The 21,826-nt window shown below is 51.9% G+C and carries 20 protein-coding genes; 11 read left to right on the forward strand and 9 right to left on the reverse strand.

Annotation, left to right across the window (positions count from 1 at the left end; all coding sequences use genetic code 11):
* Nucleotides 1–33 precede the first annotated feature (33 nt).
* From rpsD to infA, 5 genes are all read right to left on the reverse strand, one after another.
* Nucleotides 34–639 carry a 30S ribosomal protein S4 gene (rpsD, locus tag DZC79_RS04180; RefSeq protein WP_118950299.1) on the reverse strand — a complete coding sequence of 202 codons (606 nt, stop codon included), beginning with the start codon at nt 637–639 and terminating at the stop codon, nt 34–36.
* Between the two features lie 179 nt (nt 640–818).
* Nucleotides 819–1,223 (reverse strand): 30S ribosomal protein S11, encoded by a 405-nt coding sequence (gene rpsK, locus DZC79_RS04185; RefSeq protein ID WP_118950300.1) that lies wholly within the window; start codon nt 1,221–1,223, stop codon nt 819–821.
* A 156-nt stretch (nt 1,224–1,379) separates the two neighbouring features.
* Nucleotides 1,380–1,760: a 30S ribosomal protein S13 gene (gene rpsM / locus DZC79_RS04190; protein WP_118950301.1), complete on the reverse strand. Its 381-nt coding sequence runs from the start codon at nt 1,758–1,760 to the stop codon at nt 1,380–1,382.
* 38 nt (nt 1,761–1,798) lie between these two features.
* Complete coding sequence (rpmJ, locus tag DZC79_RS04195; RefSeq protein WP_118950302.1) at nt 1,799–1,915, reverse strand: 50S ribosomal protein L36; 117 nt, start codon at nt 1,913–1,915, stop codon at nt 1,799–1,801.
* Nucleotides 1,916–1,949: 34 nt separating this feature from the next.
* The gene (infA, locus tag DZC79_RS04200; RefSeq protein ID WP_106524340.1) at nt 1,950–2,168 is read right to left on the reverse strand and encodes a translation initiation factor IF-1; all 219 of its coding nucleotides are present in this window, start codon (nt 2,166–2,168) and stop codon (nt 1,950–1,952) included.
* Nucleotides 2,169–2,481: 313 nt separating this feature from the next.
* Between infA and DZC79_RS04205 the strand changes: the two genes are divergently transcribed.
* Nucleotides 2,482–3,783 carry a tetratricopeptide repeat protein gene (locus DZC79_RS04205; protein WP_118950303.1) on the forward strand — a complete coding sequence of 434 codons (1,302 nt, stop codon included), beginning with the start codon at nt 2,482–2,484 and terminating at the stop codon, nt 3,781–3,783.
* A 24-nt stretch (nt 3,784–3,807) separates the two neighbouring features.
* Here the strand turns inward: DZC79_RS04205 and DZC79_RS04210 are convergent, their stop codons facing one another.
* Nucleotides 3,808–4,890: a DUF3810 family protein gene (locus DZC79_RS04210; RefSeq protein ID WP_118950304.1), complete on the reverse strand. Its 1,083-nt coding sequence runs from the start codon at nt 4,888–4,890 to the stop codon at nt 3,808–3,810.
* 140 nt (nt 4,891–5,030) lie between these two features.
* Here DZC79_RS04210 and DZC79_RS04215 point away from each other — a divergent pair, with 140 nt between their 5' ends.
* Both DZC79_RS04215 and DZC79_RS04220 read left to right on the forward strand, forming a co-directional pair.
* Nucleotides 5,031–5,519, forward strand: a complete 489-nt coding sequence (locus DZC79_RS04215; RefSeq protein WP_157976913.1) for a heavy-metal-associated domain-containing protein — start codon at nt 5,031–5,033, stop codon at nt 5,517–5,519.
* A gap of 73 nt (nt 5,520–5,592) precedes the next feature.
* On the forward strand, nt 5,593–6,546 hold the full coding sequence (locus tag DZC79_RS04220; RefSeq protein ID WP_118950306.1) for a hypothetical protein: 954 nt from the start codon (nt 5,593–5,595) through the stop codon (nt 6,544–6,546).
* 6 nt (nt 6,547–6,552) lie between these two features.
* Here DZC79_RS04220 and DZC79_RS04225 read toward each other — a convergent pair whose 3' ends face one another.
* Nucleotides 6,553–8,244, reverse strand: a complete 1,692-nt coding sequence (locus DZC79_RS04225) for a PQQ-dependent sugar dehydrogenase (protein ID WP_118950307.1) — start codon at nt 8,242–8,244, stop codon at nt 6,553–6,555.
* Entirely contained in the window at nt 8,211–8,618 is a 408-nt protein-coding gene (locus DZC79_RS21445) for a hypothetical protein (protein ID WP_198666794.1), read from the reverse strand. The genes DZC79_RS04225 and DZC79_RS21445 overlap by 34 nt, the downstream gene beginning before the upstream one ends.
* Between DZC79_RS21445 and DZC79_RS04230 the strand changes: the two genes are divergently transcribed.
* The 8 genes from DZC79_RS04230 (at nt 8,533) to DZC79_RS04265 (ending at nt 20,271) form a co-directional block, all read left to right on the forward strand.
* Nucleotides 8,533–12,216: a TraB/GumN family protein gene (locus DZC79_RS04230; protein ID WP_157976914.1), complete on the forward strand. Its 3,684-nt coding sequence runs from the start codon at nt 8,533–8,535 to the stop codon at nt 12,214–12,216. The genes DZC79_RS21445 and DZC79_RS04230 overlap by 86 nt on opposite strands.
* A gap of 149 nt (nt 12,217–12,365) precedes the next feature.
* Nucleotides 12,366–13,034, forward strand: coding sequence for a succinate dehydrogenase cytochrome b subunit (locus DZC79_RS04235; protein WP_118950309.1), 669 nt, complete (start codon nt 12,366–12,368; stop codon nt 13,032–13,034).
* A 78-nt stretch (nt 13,035–13,112) separates the two neighbouring features.
* Nucleotides 13,113–15,089: a fumarate reductase/succinate dehydrogenase flavoprotein subunit gene (locus DZC79_RS04240; RefSeq protein ID WP_118950310.1), complete on the forward strand. Its 1,977-nt coding sequence runs from the start codon at nt 13,113–13,115 to the stop codon at nt 15,087–15,089.
* Between the two features lie 15 nt (nt 15,090–15,104).
* Nucleotides 15,105–15,995 carry a carboxypeptidase-like regulatory domain-containing protein gene (locus DZC79_RS04245; protein ID WP_118950311.1) on the forward strand — a complete coding sequence of 297 codons (891 nt, stop codon included), beginning with the start codon at nt 15,105–15,107 and terminating at the stop codon, nt 15,993–15,995.
* Between the two features lie 60 nt (nt 15,996–16,055).
* Entirely contained in the window at nt 16,056–16,820 is a 765-nt protein-coding gene (locus tag DZC79_RS04250; RefSeq protein WP_118950312.1) for a succinate dehydrogenase/fumarate reductase iron-sulfur subunit, read from the forward strand.
* Nucleotides 16,821–17,235: 415 nt separating this feature from the next.
* Nucleotides 17,236–19,158, forward strand: a complete 1,923-nt coding sequence (locus DZC79_RS04255; RefSeq protein ID WP_118950313.1) for a gliding motility-associated C-terminal domain-containing protein — start codon at nt 17,236–17,238, stop codon at nt 19,156–19,158.
* Nucleotides 19,159–19,256: 98 nt separating this feature from the next.
* Entirely contained in the window at nt 19,257–19,946 is a 690-nt protein-coding gene (locus DZC79_RS04260; protein ID WP_118950314.1) for a carboxypeptidase-like regulatory domain-containing protein, read from the forward strand.
* Nucleotides 19,947–20,046: 100 nt separating this feature from the next.
* A complete protein-coding gene (locus DZC79_RS04265) occupies nt 20,047–20,271 on the forward strand; it encodes a class I lanthipeptide (protein ID WP_118950315.1) in 225 nt (74 codons plus the stop codon).
* 73 nt (nt 20,272–20,344) lie between these two features.
* Here the strand turns inward: DZC79_RS04265 and DZC79_RS04270 are convergent, their stop codons facing one another.
* Nucleotides 20,345–21,676 (reverse strand): peptidylprolyl isomerase, encoded by a 1,332-nt coding sequence (locus DZC79_RS04270; RefSeq protein ID WP_198666766.1) that lies wholly within the window; start codon nt 21,674–21,676, stop codon nt 20,345–20,347.
* Nucleotides 21,677–21,826: the final 150 nt, after the last annotated feature.

Below are 21,826 nucleotides of genomic sequence, written 5' to 3' on the forward strand. Positions count from 1 at the left end.
AAACCCAAAAGGCCCAACGGGCCTGGGGTCGGATTACTTAGAGTACAACTCTACGATCAGTTGCTCCTTAATGTTCTCCGGTACGTTTTCCCTTTCGGGGTAGGCCAGGAAAACACCTTTCACTTCCTTCTCGTTGAAATCCAGCCAGTTGATACCGGGGTTCTTACCACGTACATTACCGGTTACAGCAGCGTTGGCTTTAGACTTGGGCTTCAGCTCGATTACGTCGCCGGGCTTCATGGTGTAAGAAGGAATATTTACGGCATGGCCGTTAACCAGCACATGCTTGTGGGACACCAGCTGACGGGCGGCACTGCGGGTAGGCGCAATGCCGAGACGGTATACGGTATTGTCCAGGCGGGCTTCCAGCAGCTTGATCAGGTTTTCGCCGGTAGCGCCTTTCTGGCGGGCAGCTTCAACATAAGTGTTGCTGAACTGGCGCTCGAGCACCAGGTAGGTGTATTTTGCTTTTTGTTTTTCTTTCAGCTGGATAGCGTATTCGCTTGCTTGCTTACGCTTGCGGTTTGCACCGTGCATACCGGGAGGATTGCTGTTCTTTCCCAGGTTTTTGCCGGAGCCCAGGATAGGCTCACCGAAAATGCGGCAGATTTTGTTTTTTGGACCAGTGTAACGTGCCATGTGTACTTTGTAAATTAATTCGATTTTTGATTTAGAATAGCCCGTCCGTCTCATTAAAAATCGAAAACCGGATACGGAGGGCTTTTATGTCAGTAGATTTTTTGCCGGCCAGGGCCTGGCAAAAACGGAAATGGGAAACTACCGAGGCAATTTCCGATTTCCAGCTTTTATCGTTCAGATTAAACTCTTCTTTTCTTGGGAGGACGGCAACCGTTGTGGGGCAGTGGCGTAATGTCCTTGATGGTCACTACTTCGATACCGCTGTTAGACACGGAACGGATGGCACCTTCACGGCCGGAACCGGGGCCTTTCACATATACATCCGCTTTTTTCATACCGGCATCCAGGGCAACTTTAGCGGCATCTGCTGCTGCTTGCTGCGCGGCATACGGCGTGTTCTTCTTAGAACCGCGGAATCCCATTTTACCGGCAGAAGACCAGGAGATCACCTGTCCCTGCTTGTTGGTAAAGCTGATAATGATGTTGTTGAATGTAGCGCTGATGTGCACGTCGCCATGGGCGTCCACTTTCGCTACACGTTTTTTGGCGGCTACTTTTGCTGAGCCTGCTTTTGCTTTTGCCATTTTTTCGTAAAAAAGGTAGTCTGTTAAAAAATGACTTAGTCCGTTTCCGGCAATCAGGCCACGAGGGCTGTATGCCGCTGTACTAAGCTGCGCTGTTCCCTAACCCGCAAAGAAGTAAAAAAAGAGGCTCCGGCGAACAGGCAAGATAAATCCGGTTTACTTCTTTGGTGCTTTTTTCTTACCAGCAACAGTTTTGCGCTTGCCCTTACGGGTACGGCTGTTGGTACGGGTACGCTGACCGCGCAGGGGAAGTCCCTTACGGTGACGGAGACCACGGTAGCATGCAATATCCATCAGGCGTTTGATGTTCATCTGCACTTCAGAGCGCAGCTGACCTTCAACTTTGAATTCGCCGTTGATGATATTACGGATAGCAGCCTGCTCATCGTCGTTCCACTCGCTTACTTTCTTGTTTACGTCAATGTTTGACTTGTCCAAGATGTAACGGGCGGTGCTACGTCCGATACCAAAGATGTACGTGAGACCAATTTCGCCACGCTTGTTTTTGGGAAGATCAATACCAGCTATACGAGCCATGTTGTGTATTTACTATTTACGATTTAGAAACGAGTGGATTAACCCTGGCGCTGCTTGAAGCGGGGATTCTTTTTGTTGATTACGAATAATACGCCTTTGCGACGAACGATCTTACAATCGGCGCTGCGCTTTTTAATGGCTGCACGAACTTTCATACTGAGTTATAAATTTGATATTTAAAATGGGTTGCTACTTATACCTGTATATTATCCGGCCGCGGGAAAGGTCGTATGGACTCATCTCCACGCCCACTTTGTCGCCCGGTAGGATACGAATGTAGTGCATACGCATTTTTCCGGAGATGGTTGCCAGTATTTCGTGGCCATTTTCCAATCGGACACGAAACATAGCATTAGACAACGCTTCAACTATATTTCCGTCTTGTTTAATCAGGGACTGTTTCGCCATATTTTACAAAAGGACTGCAAAAGTAGGAAGAATTTTCCAATACAAAAAAAGTTTTTCCTCAATAGGAATAACATGCCGGGAAATACCTACCTTATGTCGTATTTTTGAATTTAAAATCTGTTTTGAGGTTTGGTGCGCAAAGTTAAGCAAAAAACAGCAGATGCACTTATTGTTGTGCCTGGCCCGGCCGCTCTTGTCCCAGGGATAGCCGGTAAAAACGGAAACCCTGCATAAGTAGCTAACTATAAATTCTTAACAGGGGTTTTTCAAGAAATGCCGTATTTTTACCCCTTCATATAAAAGAATAGCTAACATGAGCAAAAAGATATTATTCCTTGCTACCGGAATAATGGCGGCATCCCTCACCTACGCCCAGAAGGACAAGTTCAAAGAGGCCCAGAAGGAGCTGAAAAATGCGCTGGAGAAAAACAAGGATAAGCCAGCCGAAGCCGCAGAGGCTTTTCGTAAAGCAAAAGCCGCCGTTGACGCCGCTGCTGCCGACGAGACTACCAAAGGCAATGCTCAGGTATGGTTTACCCGTGCCGGAATCTACATCGGTATGCAGGACAACCCGGCATTCAAGGAGAGCATGCCTTACCGTGAAGGCGTAGACGCGCTGCAAAAAGCGTTTGCGATGGATAAAAAGCTGTCTACCGAGCAGGATGGCGTCAACCTGGCCGCTAATGCTGCTTTCTTTGCTTACAACGACGGTATCAATACTTATAACGACAACAAATACGGCGAGGCCTATAATATCTTCAAAAAAGGCTTTGAGATCGTAGGCCCCGATAAGGACAAACGCTTTGTGCTGATGCCGGTGATCGATACCATCCGTGCCCAGACGCAGATGTTTATGGGCTACAACGCCTTTTACGATAAGCATTATGATGAAGCCATCGCCAACCTATCGGCAGCGAAGGCGAGCCCTTACCTGGAAAAGGAATACAACATTTTCCTGATCCTGGCGCAGGCTTATGAGCAGAAAGGCGACAAGGACAACCAGCTGGCCACGCTCCAGGAGGGCAAGAAGAAATTCCCCAATGAGAAAAACCTGCAAAGCGCCGAGCTGAACTACTACATTACCTCCGGTAAGCAAAGCGAAATGGTAGGCAAGCTGGAAGAAGCCGCAGCCAAAGATCCCGGTAATCCCGAGCTGCAGCTGAACCTGGGTATCGTGTATGCCGAAATGGCCCGCCCGACCAGCGGTTCGCCTGCAGCAGCCAACGCTGCCGAGTACCGTGGCAAGGCCGAAGCCGCCTATAAGAAAGCCGTAGAGCTGGCGCCGGATAATGGCTCTTACAACTACCAGCTGGGCGCCTTCTACTTCAACCAGGCCGCCGATATCAATACCGAGATCAATAACCTGGGTACGAGCAAGGAAGATCAGAAGAAATATAATGTGCTGCTGGCGCAGCGTGATGGTTTATTCAAACAATCGCTGCCCGGCCTGGAGAAAGCCAAGGACATTTTCACGGCTAAAAAGACCAACCTGAAAGGCGAAGAGCAGCGTTTCTACCAGAATGCGCTGGGTGCCCTCAAAGAGATCTACAACCGTACCGATCAGGCCGACAAAGTAGCCGAGATCAAGAAGCTGCAAAGCGAGCTGGGTTTCTAAAGCAAATATGTGCAAAACGAGGTTTCAGGGGCAGACATTCAGGTCTGCCCCTTTTTCACGCGCATGCTCGCGGAAATATACCCAGCGACTTACATCGCTGTAGGTATTGATCCCTTCGGTCTGGCCATGCAGGCGCAGGTACTCGTCGTACAGCGAGGTGCTGATGCGCCGGAAGCGGCTGCGGTAGCGCCGGTTCATGGCCCGCAGCGTATCCATGTCGTTCCGGCTTTGCTGGTTCAGCCCGGCAAAGATCTGCCGCGCCGCAGTGGAATCCCGTACCTGCAGGTCGGAATAGGCGTAAAGGAATAAGTTGAAATAAGCAGAATAGCGGAAAGCTGGTATAGTGCTTTCCGATGCCAGCACATAAGCCAGCAGGTTGGCGTCATCTTCTGCAGCGATACCGGCCTGGTGCGCCATCTCATGACTCACGACGAAGGGGTGCATGAACGGCGGAATGAAGCGGTTGAACTGGCCCTCTCCCGACAGGGGATTGTAATAGCCCTGTATGCCCAGATAGTTCAGCATATAGCCCAGCGAGGTCGGTTTGACCTTGAGGTGCGGCAGCTTGTCCCCGAAGCGCTGGTGATATAACCGGTTGGCGAGGGTATTGGTCAGCTCCAGCGTGGTATAGGATATAGGATGCTGCTGTACAGCGTTCATCTGCCGTACGAGGGTCTCATTGAGATCGATCAGCGCATGCGTATCCCATTGGAGCGTCTCCAGGTTCCATTCGGCGGAGAGCGGCTTACGCGAATAATTGCCGCCCCACAAGAGCAGGAAAAGAAAATAGATGATCAGCGGCAGCATTCCCAGCCGGAGGGATTCGGTGAGCAGGTCGTTCTTGTTCCTTTTGAACGTAAACAGGAAATAGACCGTCCGTATCAGCACCAGGAGGAGCAGCAGCGCCAGCAGCAGGTACAGGGTATCGCCCACGCTGATGGAGATGCCGTTGAACAGGTTGCTGCGTCCGCGCTGCAAGGGCAGGAAAAGATGACGGATATAGAAAATAAGGAAAGATTCGCTGTGGTTGAGCGCATATTGAAAGACCAGGATCAATACAAGCAGGACCACTATAACACCTATACGCAGGTAATTTCTTCGTTTCATAGCATGCGGCCCTGAGGAAGGCAGGGCAGGGGAAATGTTAGGCAGATGGTAAAGCCGCGCCGGATGTTGATGCCAGACTCTAAATTAGCTAACTTTACTTAATTATGACGATGCGGGGTTTTAAAATCTTTGTTTCCTGTTTGTTATTAAATACCACCAGCTTTGCAGCGCATGCGCAATTCACGCAGGCAAGCGTGGGCGTGAACGGGCTTACCTGCTCCCAATGCAGCCGCAGCGTGGAAATGCAGCTACGCAAGCTTCCCTTCGTCAAAGAGGTGAGTATGGACCTGGGCCGCACCGAGGGGACCATCCGTTTCAGGGATAAGGAGCCGGTAAACATCAGCGCTATTGCCCGCGCGGTAAAGGATGCCGGCTTTTCGGTACGCTACCTGGAAGCCGATATCGATCCTGCAACCGTGCAGCTATCCGGTAAAGGCTGCTTCCAGTTCAACGGTGATGCCTACTATGTGTCACAGCCCGATGGTCTTACATCCGGCAAAGTGCTGCGGCTGCAATTCGTAGGCAACGACTATGCGCCGCGCAGCGCGCAGAAAGGCTACCGCTTTCCCGAAGCCGGCGCCTGCCGGGGAAAAAATACCTATTACACCATTGCCCGGCCACGGGACTAGATAGCCTTGCGACAGTCTCTCCCGTACAGCAGGGTTTTGCTACCTTTGTTTTGAAAATATCTTTTTCCTTACCGTGAAATGCCTGCTGACCATATTGCTTGCTTGCTGTATTCTTCCTGTGAGCGCTCAGGAACTGTTCCCGCTCAGCGAACCGGCCAGCAATATGCCCAAGGGCGCCCTGGGTGTGCGTTTTTACACTGAGGCCTATAATGAAGTAAACCAGCTGCGCAACATGACCTCCCTGCGGCTGATGTATGGACTTACGCCCCGCTTGTCGGTGTATCTTACCGGTATTGCATCCAATCACCATGGCAGAAAAATGCCTGTCGAATTTCCCTTTCACAATACGCCCGAGCGCGGGGCACACTATCCTTATAAATTCAACGGCGTGCACCTGTATGCCAAATACCGTTTCCTTTCGCTGGACGGCGAAAATACCCATTTCCGTATGGCTGCCTATGGCGAAGGCACTTATGTGAACACCACCCATCATGAAACAGAACCCGATCTTGAAATGGGCGATAACAAAGGCTTGGGCGCGGGACTGATCACAACTTACCTTAAAAATAAATTCGCCGTTTCGCTTACCGCCGGTGCGATCTTCCCTGCAGTGTATGAAGGTGCTTCGCCCGATCCGATAGAGACCCTGCCCGATGTCCCGGTCAGGGTGCAGTACGGGAAGGCGCTCAGCTATAGCCTGTCCTTTGGTTACCTGTTGCTGCCGCGAAAATATTCCAGCTACGACCAGGTGAACGTAAACCTCTACCTGGAGCTCCATGGCAAGGCTTTCCAGGCGGCAAAGGTGGACCTGTTTGTCGGACAGCCCAATGAGTATTATCTCGACCAGTCGCGTTATCCGACCGCTTTACAAAAAGGGTACTATGTCGATGTCAGCCCCGGCGTGCAGGTGATCCTCAAGTCTAACCTGCGGATCGATCTCTCTGCGACCTTCAGCTCTATGGGCATTTCCTATGCCCGCCTGTATCCGGTGTTCAGCCTGGGTATACAGCGGTATTTTTACCGGTAAGCGCTGCTAATCCAGCACGATCTTCTGCCGTACACCAGTGCCCTCCAGTCGTACAATATACATGCCCCGGGCCAGACCGCCCAGCGAGAGGCGCTGCTGCCCCTGGTTCCCGTCCAGGCGCTGCTGCAGCACTACGGCGCCGTTCATCGCAGTAACGTGTACCCGGTTCATGCCTGCCGGCAGCGAGAGGTGCAGCCAACCGTCTTTGATCACCGTCGGATAGATAAGCGCATCAGCCGCAGCGCCGGCATTCAGGGTCAGGATGTCGGAGAAGCGGTGGCTGCCGTCCCGGTCGATCATCTTCAGCCGGTAAAACAGGCGGCCGTTTGCAGGCAGGAAATGCCCGAAGCTATAGCCGGAAGGTTTGTTCTCTGCTTTAACCGAGCCGGCAAAGGTATACTGCTGGCCATCCCGGCTATACTCTACCTCGAAACGGTCCAGGGTCTGCTCCATGGCTGTTTCCCACTTAAGCGTTGCCCTGCTGTTCTGGTAAGTGCCGGTGAAGAAGCGCAGGGTTAAAGGCAATACGCTCGCCAGCTCGACCTTGTACACCGTATTGTTGTTTAGCGAAACCGCGTACAGTGTGCCGTTCTCCGCCTCGCCGAAGGCGACCAGGCCGCCGGGAAATGTCGCGGAATTCTGCTGATACACGCTCCAGCCCCCGCTGCCGTTGGGCCTTATCGTCCATTGGTTGCCCGATATGTAATCGGCGCAGATGTAGGTGCCGGCCATTGCGGGATATTCCGTCCCCCGGTATACATGCCCGCCGGTAATGGAAGAGCCGCCGGTTACATTATTATGGCCATATACGAATATGGGCGCCGTATAGGCCGAAGCCGCCAGGCAGCCGGTGGTATTGTAAGCCGTATTGCCTTCGTAGCACCGCCATCCCAGGTTGTGCCCGCCGGTGGTTGCCGCCGGAAGAAAATCGACCTCTTCATAGGCGCCTTGCCCTACATCGGCGATCCACATATCGCCGGTGCTGCGGTCAAAGCTCCAGCGGAAGGGATTGCGTAAACCCAGGTTCCATATTTCATCGCTCACATTGGGATCGCTGGTATACGGATTGCCGGGCGGAATGGTATAAAAGGGCGCTGTAGCCGTGGTCGTTACATTGAGCCGCAGCATCTTGCCCAGCAGCACGGTCCCGTTCTGGGCATTGTTGGGCACATCGCCGGCGCCGCCGCCGTCGCCCGTACCCAGGTAGAGATAGCCGTCCTGCCCGAAGAGCAGGCGACCGCCATTATGATTGCTGTTGGTAGGGTGCGGAATGGTGAGGACGATCTGTTTGGAGGCAACGTCAACACTATCCGGGTTGGCGCTCACCTGGTAGCGCGCCAGCTCAAGATCCAGGCTGGGCAGGGTGTAATAAACGAAAAGATAGCCATTGGTGCCATAAGCAGGATGAAAGGCCAGGCTGAGCAGGCCGCCTTCTCCAGCAGTGCCGATGCCGGTCACGGTAAGGAAGTCGCGGACATAGCCCAGGCTGGCATTGTACACACGGATGGTGCCGCTGCGCTGTACCACGAACAGGCGGTTGCTGCCATCCCCGGCATGAACGATATCCATAGGGTCGCTCAAGCCCGTTATGGCGGATGAATATTGCAGCACGGGTTGCTGGGCGCCGGCTTTGAGCGCCGCGCCGGCCAGGAAGAAGCATACCGTTAAGACGGGAAGTTGTAGACGTTTAAATAACATAGCAGCATTGGAGTTTGGTTTAAAAAAGCGTAGATCGGAAGGAAGATCAGGGGCGGTGCAGCGTACGAAGTTCGGCCAGCTAACTTTGGAATTTCTTTAGGGCCAAGCTCTAAAGAATTGTAAACTAACAGCTGTATTTCCCGGGAAGATGATAAGGAAATACTAAAAATGAACAGTGGCACCCAAGCCGGGATAAAAATGACGGATTGGCGCCTGCCCGGCGTTAAAATGGATTTTAATGTGTTAATTTTGCATAAACTCCAGGGCTGTTTCAGCCTTTTATCATCTATGTCTTTTTCTTCTTTTTTTCGTGCGGTTGGTATCGGGTTGCTTTTTTGTTTTTCCGTAGTTACATTACCGGCCCAGTCGTACAAAAGCCTGCTTTGGGAAATTACCGGTAACGGGCTCCGGAAGCCGTCATATCTGTTCGGCACTATGCATATCAGCAACAAAATGGTGTTTCACCTGAGCGATAGCTTTTATGCCGCCATCCGCAGCGCCGATGTAGTGGCCATCGAGCTTAATCCCGAGCAGTGGCAAAGCGAGCTGCCCCGCATGAACAAGCAGGGAGAGCTTTATAAATACTACAACGCCACCTACTATACCGATTACCTGAAAGAGCAGTCCTTTGCCGAAGGCGACTTCCTCGAGCCCTTGCTGGCATCCCTGCGCTTTGAGCCGGCCATAAACGATGCATTGTTGTACCGCAACGAAAGCCGGATGGACAATTTCCAGGAAGACACTTATCTTGACCTGTACATTTACCAGACCGGTAAGAAGCTGGGCAAGCAGACAGCAGGTGTGGAGACTTTTATGGGTTCACAGCGCATGATGATGGAAGCCATGGTAGATGCCGCGGCGGAAAAGGACACTAAAAAGAACAACGAAGAGCTTAATGCCTATGAGATCGGGCAAAGCCTGCAGGATGCCTACCGCAGGGGCGACCTGGACCTGCTCGATTCGCTTAATAAGGTCTCGGAATATGCAGAAAGCTTTACGGAAAAATTCCTGTACCGGCGCAATGAAATGCAGGCGGCCTCGATGGACAGCATCATGAAGCGCCAAAGCCTGTTTGTAGGCGTCGGCGCTGCGCATCTGCCGGGCAAAAGAGGTGTCATTGAGCTGCTGAGGAAGAAAGGCTATACCTTACGCCCTATACTCATGCAGGACCGGGATGCTTCGCAAAAACATTATATCGATTCGCTTACTGTGCCTGTGCAGTTTGTGCGGCAATATGCTGCCGACAGCATGTACAGCGTATCGGTGCCCGGTCAGCTGAACGATATCGATAGCCGCAGCATGTCGCTGAAGCACTATGCCGATATGGGCAACGGCGCCTACTACCTTATTACCCGTATCAAGACCAATATGCTGTTTAACGGCTATAGCCCGCAGCGTGTGCTGAAGATCGTCGACAGCCTGCTCTACGAAAACATCCCGGGAACTATATTGTCCAATACTGCGATTACTAAAAACGGCTACCCGGGAATCGACATCCGCAACCGGACCCGTAAAGGTGATCTGCAGCATTACCAGCTGCTGGCGACACCTTCCGAGCTCTTTATTTTTAAGATGGGCGGCAAAGGCGATTATGTCAACGGTAAGGAAGCTGAAGCGTTTTTCGGCTCCATTGCGCTGAAAACGGAAGCCGGTAGCTGGCATCGCTATTCGCCGCCATCAGGTGGATTCAGCATCGACCTGCCGGAGCTGCCCCGCACTTTTTTCAACAGTAATGGCGACGACGGGCTGCCGGAATGGAAGTACGAAGCGGTCGACCGCAGCACAGGCGATCAGTATGCGGTAATGAGGAAAAGCATTTACAGCTTCGATTTTATTGAGCCCGATACTTTCGACTTGATGCTGATGGCTGAGAGCTTCAGCAGCAGTGACAAGTGGGGCGACAACCGTAAGGTAAGCCATCTTTCCACCGTTAAAGGGCGCCCGGTAAGAGACCTTGCTTTCAGGGCAAAGGACGGCGACTATATACAGGCCCGTGCGGTGCTGTTTGGCCCGCAATATTACCTGCTCGTACACCGGAGCAGGAATAAGGAGCGCAAGGCAACGGCTTTTTTCAATTCCTTTGCCTTTGCTCCCTTCCGGTATCCGGAACCACAGGCCTTCAGCGATACGGCTTTCCGCTTTTCGGTCAGCACCTGTATCAAGCCGGTATTCGATCCCGACATCATGGATATGATGCAGTATGTAAAGCAAAAGGAACCCTTGCTGAAGAAGGAAGTGACCTACGACAACCGGCCCGAAGCACATTATGCCAACTTCGTTTCCGAGGAGACCGGCGAAGTGATCGTGGTCAATCACTATGAGTTCCCGCCTTATTTCTATGTTAAAGACAGCGCTGCTTTCTGGAACGACCAGTTTTATCCCGACAGCAGCCTGGTGCTCAGGAATAAGCATCGGCTTGATCGCGGGCCCGGCGTGCAGGCCTGGATGCTGGAATGGGCCGATACCGGTAGCACCCGGCTGATCCGCAAGCTGATCCTTCAGAAGGATATGGATATGGTCACGGCAACGACCATGCGCGACAGCACGCTACCTGTAAGCTCCTTCCTCGGCAGCTTCTACGGAACCCTGACCATGAGCGGCCGCACTACACCGGGGAGTCTCTACAAGAACAAACAGGAGCTCTTCTTCAAAGATTATTACAGCAGCGATACATTGCGCAGCAAAAAAGCCAGGGTTGCCCTGCCTTCGGTCTATTTCGGTAAGGAGGGTTATCCGCAACTGCTGACCGCCCTGGATAAGCTGCAGTCTAAAGAGAAGGATTATTATGACGTAAAGACGAAGCTGATCACAGAGCTGGGGACAATAAGCGATAGCAGTACAAAACCTTTGATCACAGCCCGCCTGAAGACGCTCTACCTGGCGGCCGGCGATACCACACTTTTCCAGAATAGTGTGCTCAAGGCCATGGCTACCCAGGCCATGCCTGCTGCTACGGCCCTGTTCAGGGAGCTTATCCTCCGTGACCCTCCGGCGTTCGATGAATCCTACGAATATGCCGACCTGTTTAGCGTGTACAGCGATAGCCTGAAGCTGGCTGCCGGTCTCTTCCCCGATATCCTTAACCTTACGGTAGCTGAGGACTTTAAAGCACCGGTAAGGTCGCTGCTGGCCTCGCTGCTCGACAGCAATTATATCAAGCCGGAAGTATATGATGATTTTGCCGGCAATATTTATTTCGATGCTAAAATCGCTTTGAAGAAGCTGCAGTACGCTTCAGAAAACATGCAGGGGCACGATGAGGAGGATGCATCAGGCTATAGCCTCGAACGGGTTTACAGCAGGGGAAGGCAGGCCGATGCCTATGGCGCTACCGATATGTCGACCTATGTAACGCTGCTGGCGCCCTTCTACAATAAAAATCCCAACCTCCCGAAGTTCTTCGGGAAGCTGCTGTCGCTGAATAACCGGCAGATAAGGCTTAATACTGCGCTGGCACTGCTGAAGCAGAAGCAGCCGGTTGCCGACAGCATATGGACCGCGCTGGCCGGGGAAAAAGAATATCGCAATGAGCTCTGGTCACAGCTGCGCGCTGCAGGACAGGAACGACTTTTCCCCAGGCAGTACCGTCGGCCGGAAGCTGTGGCCGAGGGGCAGCTGTACGCTTCCTTCGGAAATATGCTGGACAGCCTGGTGCCATTGGATCATGCACCTGTCGTGCAGAAAGGGAAAACTATCACCAGCTATTTTTATAAGTACAAGCAAAAGCGGTCCAACGACTGGAAGCTCGCCATCAGCAGCGTGCAGCAGCCGAAAGGGAAGCCGGTAGAAGGGTACACCTATCTCATGCAGCTTTCGGACAAAAAGCTGGCAGCTACAGCGCCGGCAATAGACCGGCAGATCGAAGAGCAGTTCAGAAGATTGTCTATAAGCAGAAGCAATTCAGGCAGTCATTTTTACCGCGGAAGCCGGTACAATAATAGCTATGCTGCACCGCCGCCGGTTGACAACTAGCTTGCCAAAGCCGCTGCCAGCTGTTGTTTGCTGCTTGAATAGTGATATACGATTTAAAAAAATAGTTAGTATTTCTTGTTTTTGGGTATTAACTTTGCACCCGAAAAAATGACAAAAAAATTACAATTCAATTTTTCTCCACTTACATTATGAATTGGAAACACGCTTTTACTTCGTCGATCGGTAAAAAACTTGTTATGGGCTTTACCGGTCTGTTCCTCATTTCCTTTTTGGTGGTGCATTGTTATGTCAATGCGTTGATCTTTTTCAACGATGGTGGTGTGAAGTTTACCGAGGCCGCCCATTTTATGGGAACCAATCCTGTCGTCCGTATCCTGGAGATCGGCCTTACTGTGGGTATTTTTGCCCATATCATCCAGGGCCTGCTGCTCACTTTCGAAAACCGAGCCAAACGTCCTATCGGCTATGCCAAGACGCCCGGTAACAAAAGCAGCAAATGGTATAGCCGCTCTATGGGCCTACTGGGCACCCTTATTCTCCTGTTCTTCGTTCTGCATTGGTACCATTTCTGGATACCCAATCGTGCCTCCCAGTTTATGGGCAACGGCGAGATCGATGCCTACGCCAAAATGAAGCTGGTATTCAGCAAACCCTGGGTGGTGATCGTGTATATCCTGGGCTGCATATCCCTGTCTTTTCACCTGATGCATGGCTTCTGGAGCGCTTTCCAGACCGTAGGCCTCAGCACAAAGAAATATAAGAAGATCATCAACGGTATGGGTATGGCCTTTGCTGTTATCGTTCCGCTGATCTTTATCCTCATGCCCCTTTCCTTTTACATGGGCTGGCTGGCTTAAGCCTGAACGACCGGCGGAGCCAGGCTTCCGTCTTCAAACAGCATTATAGTTCTGAATTAAAAAATATACGTAGCAACAATGCCACTTAATTCAAAAATACCTGCGGGCGAAATGGCCCAGAAATGGATCAACTATAAGAACACCTGTAAGCTCGTGAACCCTGCCAATAAGCGCAGCATCGAGGTGATCGTGATCGGTACCGGCCTGGCCGGCGCTTCTGCGGCCGCCTCCCTGGGCGAGATGGGATACAAGGTAAAAGCATTCTGCTTCCAGGATTCTGCCCGTCGTGCGCACTCCATCGCAGCACAGGGCGGTATCAATGCAGCAAAGAATTATCAGAATGACGGGGATTCTACATTCCGTCTTTTTTACGATACGATCAAAGGAGGCGATTACCGCGCCCGTGAGGCCAACGTTTACCGCCTGGCCGAAGTCAGCGCCAACATTATCGACCAGTGCGTAGCGCAGGGCGTACCTTTTGCAAGGGAATACGGCGGCCTGCTCAGCAACCGTTCCTTCGGCGGTACGCAGGTACAACGCACCTTCTATGCCGCAGGTCAGACCGGCCAGCAGCTGCTGATCGGCGCTTACCAGGCCCTGGAACGCCAGATTGCCCTGGGCAACGTGACCATGTACGACCGTCACGAGATGCTCGACATTGTTAAGATCGACGATAAAGCCCGCGGCATCATTGCCCGCGACCTGGTATCCGGTAAGCTGGAACGCCATTTCGGTCATGCCGTGCTGCTGTGCAGCGGTGGCTATGGCAACGTGTTCTATCTTTCTACAAACGCTATGGGCAGCAACGTAACCGCCGCCTGGAAAGCCCACAAGAAAGGCGCTTATTTCGGCAACCCCTGCTTTACACAGATCCACCCGACCTGCATCCCCGTATCGGGCGACCACCAGAGCAAGCTGACCCTGATGTCGGAGTCACTGCGTAACGATGGCCGTATCTGGGTACCCAAAAAACAGAACGATACCCGCAAGGCTACTGATATACCCGAAGAGGAAAGGGACTACTACCTGGAAAGAAGGTACCCTGCTTTCGGTAACCTGGTACCCCGCGACGTGGCCAGCCGCGCCGCCAAAGAGCGCTGCGATGCCGGCTATGGCGTGGGTTCCAGCCGTCAGGCCGTTTACCTCGACTATGCCGCTGCGATCGAGCGCTACGGCAGAATAGAGTGCAACAAGCAAGGCAACCACAACCCGCAGATAGACCTGGTAATCAAGCTGGGTAAGGAAGTGGTGAAAGAAAAATACGGTAACCTTTTCGATATGTACGAAAAAATCACCGGCGAAAACCCTTACGAAACGCCCATGCGTATATACCCTGCGGTGCACTACACAATGGGCGGCATATGGGTGGACTATGAGCTGATGACAACGGTGCCCGGGCTGTATGCCCTGGGTGAAGCCAACTTCAGCGATCACGGCGCTAACCGTCTCGGTGCGTCTGCCTTGATGCAGGGGCTGGCCGATGGCTATTTCGTGATCCCCTACACCATCGGCAACTACCTGGCCGATGAGATCAGGACCAAAGCCATTCCGACCGATCATCCCGAGTTTGTGAAAGCCGAGAAAGAAGTAGCCGACCGCATCGCCCGGCTGATGAGCATTAAAGGCACTGAGTCGGTGGAAAGCCTGCACAAGCGCCTGGGCAAGATCATGTGGGATAAGTGCGGCATGGCCCGTAATGCACAGGGACTGCGTGAAGCCATCAGCGAGATCCGTGCCCTGCGCGAAGAGTTCTGGAAAAATGTAAGGATTCCCGGCAGCGCCGACGGTATGAATACCGAGCTGGACAAAGCTAACCGCGTAGCGGACTTTATGGAGCTGGGCGAGCTGATGTGCATGGATGCCCTGGAACGTGAAGAAAGCTGCGGCGGTCACTTCCGCGAGGAATCGCAGACCGAGGACGGCGAGGCCAAGCGTAACGATGAGGCCTTTATGTATGTAGCCGCATGGGAATCCAAAGGCAACAACCAGTGGGAAATGCATAAGGAACCGCTGAACTACGAGATCATGCACCCGACACAACGTTCTTACAAATAAGCTTTAAGCGCTGTCATGATAAGATCCCGGATATTGCTGCTGGTTCTTTGGCTGTTGCCCACTTCAGCCGTTCTGGCGCAGCAGCTCGAGGGGCAATTGCTGGACAGCGACGACAAGCAACCGGTGGCTTATGCCAACATCGGCCTTATAGGCACCGAACTGGGCACCAATTCGGATGAGCAGGGGCACTTCAGGATCGATGCGACCGGCAACGGGGACAAAACGGTAATGGTGACCCTGATCGGTTATGAAGATTATGCCGTAAAGGCATCGGCATTGGAAAGCGCGCTGAAGGCCGGCGGACAGAAGATCTACCTGAAGAAAAAAGCGAACGAGCTTAAAGAGGTTGTTGTCAGGCCCGCGAAGCTGACGACGGCACAGCTGGGTAACGATGTTGCCTGTGCCGGAAAAGAAAAAGATGGTCTGCCTTTTCCTTTTATCTATGAAAAGAAGAAAAAAGGCGTAGTGGTAAAGGTAGACACGCTGACGGAGATAGGCACCCTGATGAAGGTGAAGAAGCGGAAAACCTTTATCGACAGCGTACAGATCAATGTAGGGAGCTGCACACACGAAGAGATTCTTTATCGCCTGAATATCTATGAAGAGCTGGACGACGAGTTTAAGAATATACTGACGGCGCCGATCTATATCCGGATGAAAAAGGAGCAGGTGGGTAACGTGATCCGGGTAAACCTGACAGATAAGAACATTGTGGTGAACCACAACTTCATTGTGAGTCTGGAGAAAGTGAAGGACCTGGGAGCCGGTAAGTTTACCATTTGCGGTAAGATGTTCGGCGCGGCTATGTATATGCGTATCGCCTCGCTGCACGATCGCTTCATCAAGCTGCCGATCATAGGCATGGGGATCAAATCCTTTGTCACGTTCAGCGAAGAGGAAAAGTAGAACAATAAGAAAACCTGCGGCTGCGGCCGTTGTTATAACTGATCAATTTAATTTTCAGCGATGGAACATTACAATATGAACCTGACCCTTAAAGTATGGCGTCAGCAGAATGCACAGGCTCAAGGTGGTTTTGAAACCTACCAGGTAAAGGATATCTCTTCGGAGATGTCGTTCCTGGAAATGTTTGACGTGCTGAATGAGCAGCTGATCAATGAAGGCAAGGAACCGATCACATTCGATCACGATTGCCGCGAAGGGATCTGCGGCGCCTGTTCTATGCACATCAACGGTCAGCCGCATGGTCCATGGCACCAGACCACAACCTGCCAGCTGCATATGCGTGCCTATAAAGACGGGGATACCATCGTCGTAGAACCCTGGCGTGCAAAAGCCTTCCCGGTGATCAAGGACCTTATGGTAGATCGCCGCGCTTTCGATCGCATTATCCAGGCCGGTGGTTATATCTCTGTCGATACCGGCAATGCGCAGGATGCAAACAATCTGCCCGTCGATAAGCATAAGGCAGATGAATCCTTTGCAGCAGCAGCCTGTATCGGTTGCGGCGCTTGCGTTGCCGCTTGCAAGAACTCCTCAGCTATGCTGTTCCTTTCTGCCAAAGTATCGCACCTGGCGCTGTTGCCTCAGGGTGATGTAGAACGCAAGACCCGTGTGGTAAACATGGTAGAGCAAATGGATAAGGAAGGCTTTGGCAGCTGTACCAATACGCAGGCCTGTGAGGCCGAATGCCCTAAAGGTATTTCCGTACAGAATATCCGTCGCCTGAACGCTGAGTACATCCGTTCCGTATTTAGCGGCGGCGAGTAAAAATAGCTCGCACATAACGATCGTTTAAAAAGCAAGGCTGCTCCTGTTCCCCGGGAGCAGCCTTGCTTTTGATGAATGATCCATACCTGCAAAGGGGGATCAAGCCGGTCGGGACGTGTAGCGGCCTGAACGGCGGCTGGATATATATTCATCTCAGCAACCCTGGTTTTGCTCCTACGGAGCTTTATAGAGCATGGACAGCTACAGGATCAAGCAGTGCTGTGGCCCGGACTGTGCTACCTTGTCCTTACGTAATGATTGGAGTCCTCAGAACCTCATTCCGTACACCTTACTGTAATCCCCCCGAATTTCTGCCTGATCCCGGAAGGGTAGGGATCATGATGGGATTCATGGTGAGGTTGGAGAATAGCAGAACATTGTCTATATTTATACCCCGCCTATCCAAACCTGAACCATGAAAAGAATACTGCTCTTCTGGGGCATTTGCTGTCTTTGGCAAAGTGTCTGTGCACAAAAACAAGGTAACATCTGGTATTTCGGCCAGGGAGCCGGACTTGATTTCAATGCATCGCCGCCGGCGCCGCTTTCCGGAGCCTTAAATACTAACGAAGGCTGTGCCAGCATTGCAGATCCTGCCACAGGGCAGCTTTTGCTTTATACGGATGGGATCACGGTATGGGACAGAACCCATACACCGATGCCCGGCAGTGTGTCGACTCCACTTAACGGAGATCCATCCAGCACGCAAAGCGGTGTCATTGTTCCCTTACCCGGTAACAGCTCCATTTATTATATTGTAACTACCCCTGCCCAGGTGGGCGGGGCTTCTCCCGCTGCGGGTGCCGCAATGTGCTATAGCGTGGTCGACCTTAGCCTGAACGGTGGCAATGGCGACCTGGTATCCGTGAACAATGTCCTGATCGATTCGTCGACAGAAAAGATCGCTGTTACCAGCAACTGCGACAAAACTGCTTATTGGGTGGTAGGACATCGCTGGAGCTGCGATAGCTTTTATGCCTTCAAGCTGACGGCTGCAGGCTTTGCGCCGCCGGTAAAAAGCAAAGTGGGGTCTGCACCGGGAACTCCTTTCTCTTCCAGTACGTCAGAGGCCATCGGCTATATGAAATTTTCGGCCAATGGTGCGAAGCTGGGTATGGTAACTTATGTAACGCGGAATACAATGGAGCTGTTCGATTTTAATGCTGCTACCGGGGTTGTCAGCAATCCGATTACCGATCTTTTTACAACAATTGATTCGCCTTTCGACGGGCCTTATGGTTGTTCTTTCTCTCCGGATAACAGTAAGTTTTATGTCAGTGTTAATGCATACCCGCAAAGCAAGGTGTTCCAGTATGATCTGACTGCCGGCAGTGCGGCGGCCATTATTGCGAGCAGGACATTGATCGGTAGCAGCAGCATGGGCCTGTGGGCGCTTCAGAACGGCCCTGACGGTAAAATGTACGTGGCCGTAACCCCCAGCATTGCAGGACTGGATGTGATCCAGAACCCCAATGCTGCGGGCCTTGCCTGTGGTTATACTGCTAATGCTGCTGCCTTGATGCCAGGTACATTTTCCACACTGGGGCTACCCTGTATGGTAGAAAGCTTTCTCTCTCCCGTGGTCAATCCCGCCTTCTATCTGCCCACAGACAGTGTCGTTTGCCTGGGCGATACACTGGATGCCCCTCAGACAGAGCATCCGAACTTCAGTATCAGCCCCATGGGAAGCGTTATCATCAATGCCGACAGCTCCCTGATCCGTTTTGCTCCCCGGCTAACCACGACTTATACCATCATAAAACGGAACAGCTGCGGCTACAACGACACCATTCCGTTTACAGTTCATGTTGTCCATCCTGTAGCCGACTTTTTCTTTGACCCGGCTGCGCCTACGCTCGACGATCGGCAGATACAACTGGTCAATAACAGCAAAGACGCGACGGCTTTTACCTGGTACGATACGACCTACACCTGGTTGTCCAATGCCACAGACTATATCTATCCCATCAGCCGGGATGGCGAAGTTTGCTTCAGGTTGGAGGCAAAAGACAGCTGGGGCTGTGCGGATACCGTTACAAAATGCGTGGAGATAAGAGACATGAGCTACCTGCTCTTTGTGCCTAATTCTTTTACCCCTAACGGCGACGGCCGTAACGATATTTTTAAGATAAGTGGCGTCAATATCCAGCTGGAGAACCTGGCCGTATTCAACCGCTATGGAGAGCGTATCTTCTATACCAACGATATCGATAAAGGATGGGACGGTACTTATAAAGGGGCAGAAAGTGATATCGGCAGCTACTTCTACCTTGTCCGCTACAAAAATCCATGGGGAGCGCGGCTGGAGAAAAAAGGGGACGTGACCCTGGTCCGCTAACGCATCGATTTGAAGCTATGCGTATAACCGTTTTATAAGTCCTGCATTCACAAAAAAATAGCAACGGGGCTTTTATCTAATTTGTACCTTAGCCTCTTATGTTCGCCGTCCCCCGTTTCCTGCCGCTCCTGGGTATCCTTTTCGTTTGCTTCAGCAGTCCCGCGCTGGCTTTGGTCATGAGAGGAAAAGTCTATGACTTTAAGACCAACCAACCCCTGCCTAATGTCAATATCGTTAATACTTATACCGAGGTGGGCATTACCACCGACAGTTCCGGCAACTTCGTGTTGAATGTGGAAAAGGGACACCTGGTCGAATTCAGGCGCATCGGCTACAAGATCGCCCGCATACGCATCGAATCGGATCAGCTGCCCTACTACAATGTGGCCATGAGAGAAGGCGCCTTCGACCTGGACGAAGTAGAGATAAGGGGCAGCAACTTTCATACCGACAGCCTGGAAAAAAGGGAGACCTACAAATGGGCGATCGAGCATTATACCCTGGACGGGCTGGACGTAATCCAGCATCCCTTCGATGCCCTGAGCAAAAGGAATCGCCAGATTTGGGCTTTCCAGAAACGGTTTGATTACTTTGAAAAGGAAAAATATGTCGACTTCGTCTTCAATGCCAAGCTGATCGGCAAAGTTACCGGTATCGACACCACTGATATGGAGCTGTACCGCAGGGTGTACCGGCCCCGGTATGACCAGGTGAAGGCCTGGACCGAATACGAGTTCCTGGAATACATCAAGAATACCGGCGCCATTTTCAAGCGTCGCCGGCAATAGCGCCGGTGTGCCCGGCTTTAAAGGATTTTAACAGAACAAACCGGTGCACTGCAGATTTTCTACAGTGCACCGGTTTATTTTTGAGCACAAAAGACCAACAATGAAAAAGAAAAGCTTAAGCACCAAACTTACTTTGAACAAAAAGAGCATTACGGCATTGGGTAATAACAACCTGACCGATGTGAAAGGCGGAAGGCTCAGCGTGAATGTTTGCGAGCTGTCAAAGGTCGGATGCGAGCCGTCATGGGATTCGTTGTGCGATGCCTGTATTTCCCATCTTTCCGGCTGCGACCGTTGTCCTACCTGGACTACCTGCGAAATGTAATAACAGGGTATCTGTTTACAAAAAAAATGGCTGTCCCTGTGGGCAGCCATTTTAATATGGATAGTATTATTGCTTATTTATTGGCGCTGGCAGCAGCAGCTTTCACCCAGCCCTTCAGCGCGGGGCAATCCTGGTATTCCGGATCGATCTTTATATAATAGCTGTCGACCCTTTGCATGATCCAGTCGTTGATATAGCTGGTTTGTTTTTTTGCCAGCGCCGCACGCTGGATATCGGCATAGTCGTCTTTCATGTTGAGGATATGCGGATCGGTGCGGCTTTTCAAGTACAGGATACGGGTAGCGCGGGAACCGTAGGGATCGGTGAAGATCTGCGGCTGGGAGTATTCGCCCACCTTCAGCTCGCCCACGACCTTTGCCATTTGCGGATCCATACCTTCGATGGCCAGCACATTGCTCCCGGTATTAGCGTTGTAGATCATACCGCCGGTCATTTTGGATTGATCGTCTGTGCTGTATTTACCAACAGCTTCGGGGAAGGTCAGCTTTCCGCTTACCAGGTCGGCGCGGATGCTGTCCAGTTTCTTGATGCTCTGCTGCAGGTCCACATTCGTTACTTCGGGGATGATAATGATATGGCGCACTTTGGCCTCGTCGCCCATGCGGCGTACCATCTGGATAATATGATATCCGAATCTGGACTTTACTACCGGGGAGATCTCGCCGGGCTGCAGGCGATAGGCAGCCGATGCAAATTGCGGATCAACTTCTTTACGGGTAATGTCCATTTCACCGCCGTTATCTTTGGTGCCATCCATACTATACAGGCCGGCCATGGTAGCAAAGCTTCTGCCATTGTCTACGATATCCTTGCGGATACCTTCCAGCTTTTCTTTGGCCAGGGCATCAATCTCGGGAGCAACCTTGGGCTTGATCACGATCTGGCCCATTTCAACAGTAGCGGGGTATGGGGGAAGGCTGTCGGCAGGCAACCCTTTGAAGAAAGCATCGATCTCCTGGGGCGTCACCTTCACCTTGTCCATGATCTGCGATTGCATCTTATCGGCAATGGACTTGTCCTTAAAAAAGCTCCTGAACTCTTCCTTCAGCTGGTAAATGGTTCTGCCGCCGTTGGCTTCCTCAAAAGCTTCTTTGCTGCCGTATTGCTGCATCATGGATCGGATACGGTTTTCCAGGATGTTTTCTACCTCTTCATCGGTCACGATCACGCTATCGCGGCCGGCCTGCTCGATCAGGATCTGCTGGGCCAGCAGGTTATACAGCATACCGCATTTGTCGCTTTCCTGCAGGTCTGGCCTATTCTGCTTTTCCTGGTTGTACATCTCGTTGAGGTCGGATTGGAGAATGATCTTGTTGCCGACCTGGCCGATGATCTTGTTGGCTACCTGGACCTGCGCCAGTGCCGGCACAGCGGCCGCAGCCATCAGAAGAACTAATATTTTGATTCGAAACATAGCCTGCAAAGATAAGCGATTGCTTTGTTGATTTTTGGTTAATCAGGAATTTTACCCTCAATTAAACTGATTTTTGCCGGAATTAGTATGGGCTGCGGCTTATTCTTTACTGCTGCGCCA

Origin of the sequence: Taibaiella helva, assembly GCF_003545695.1 — a bacterium.
GTDB lineage: Bacteria > Bacteroidota > Bacteroidia > Chitinophagales > Chitinophagaceae > Taibaiella > Taibaiella helva.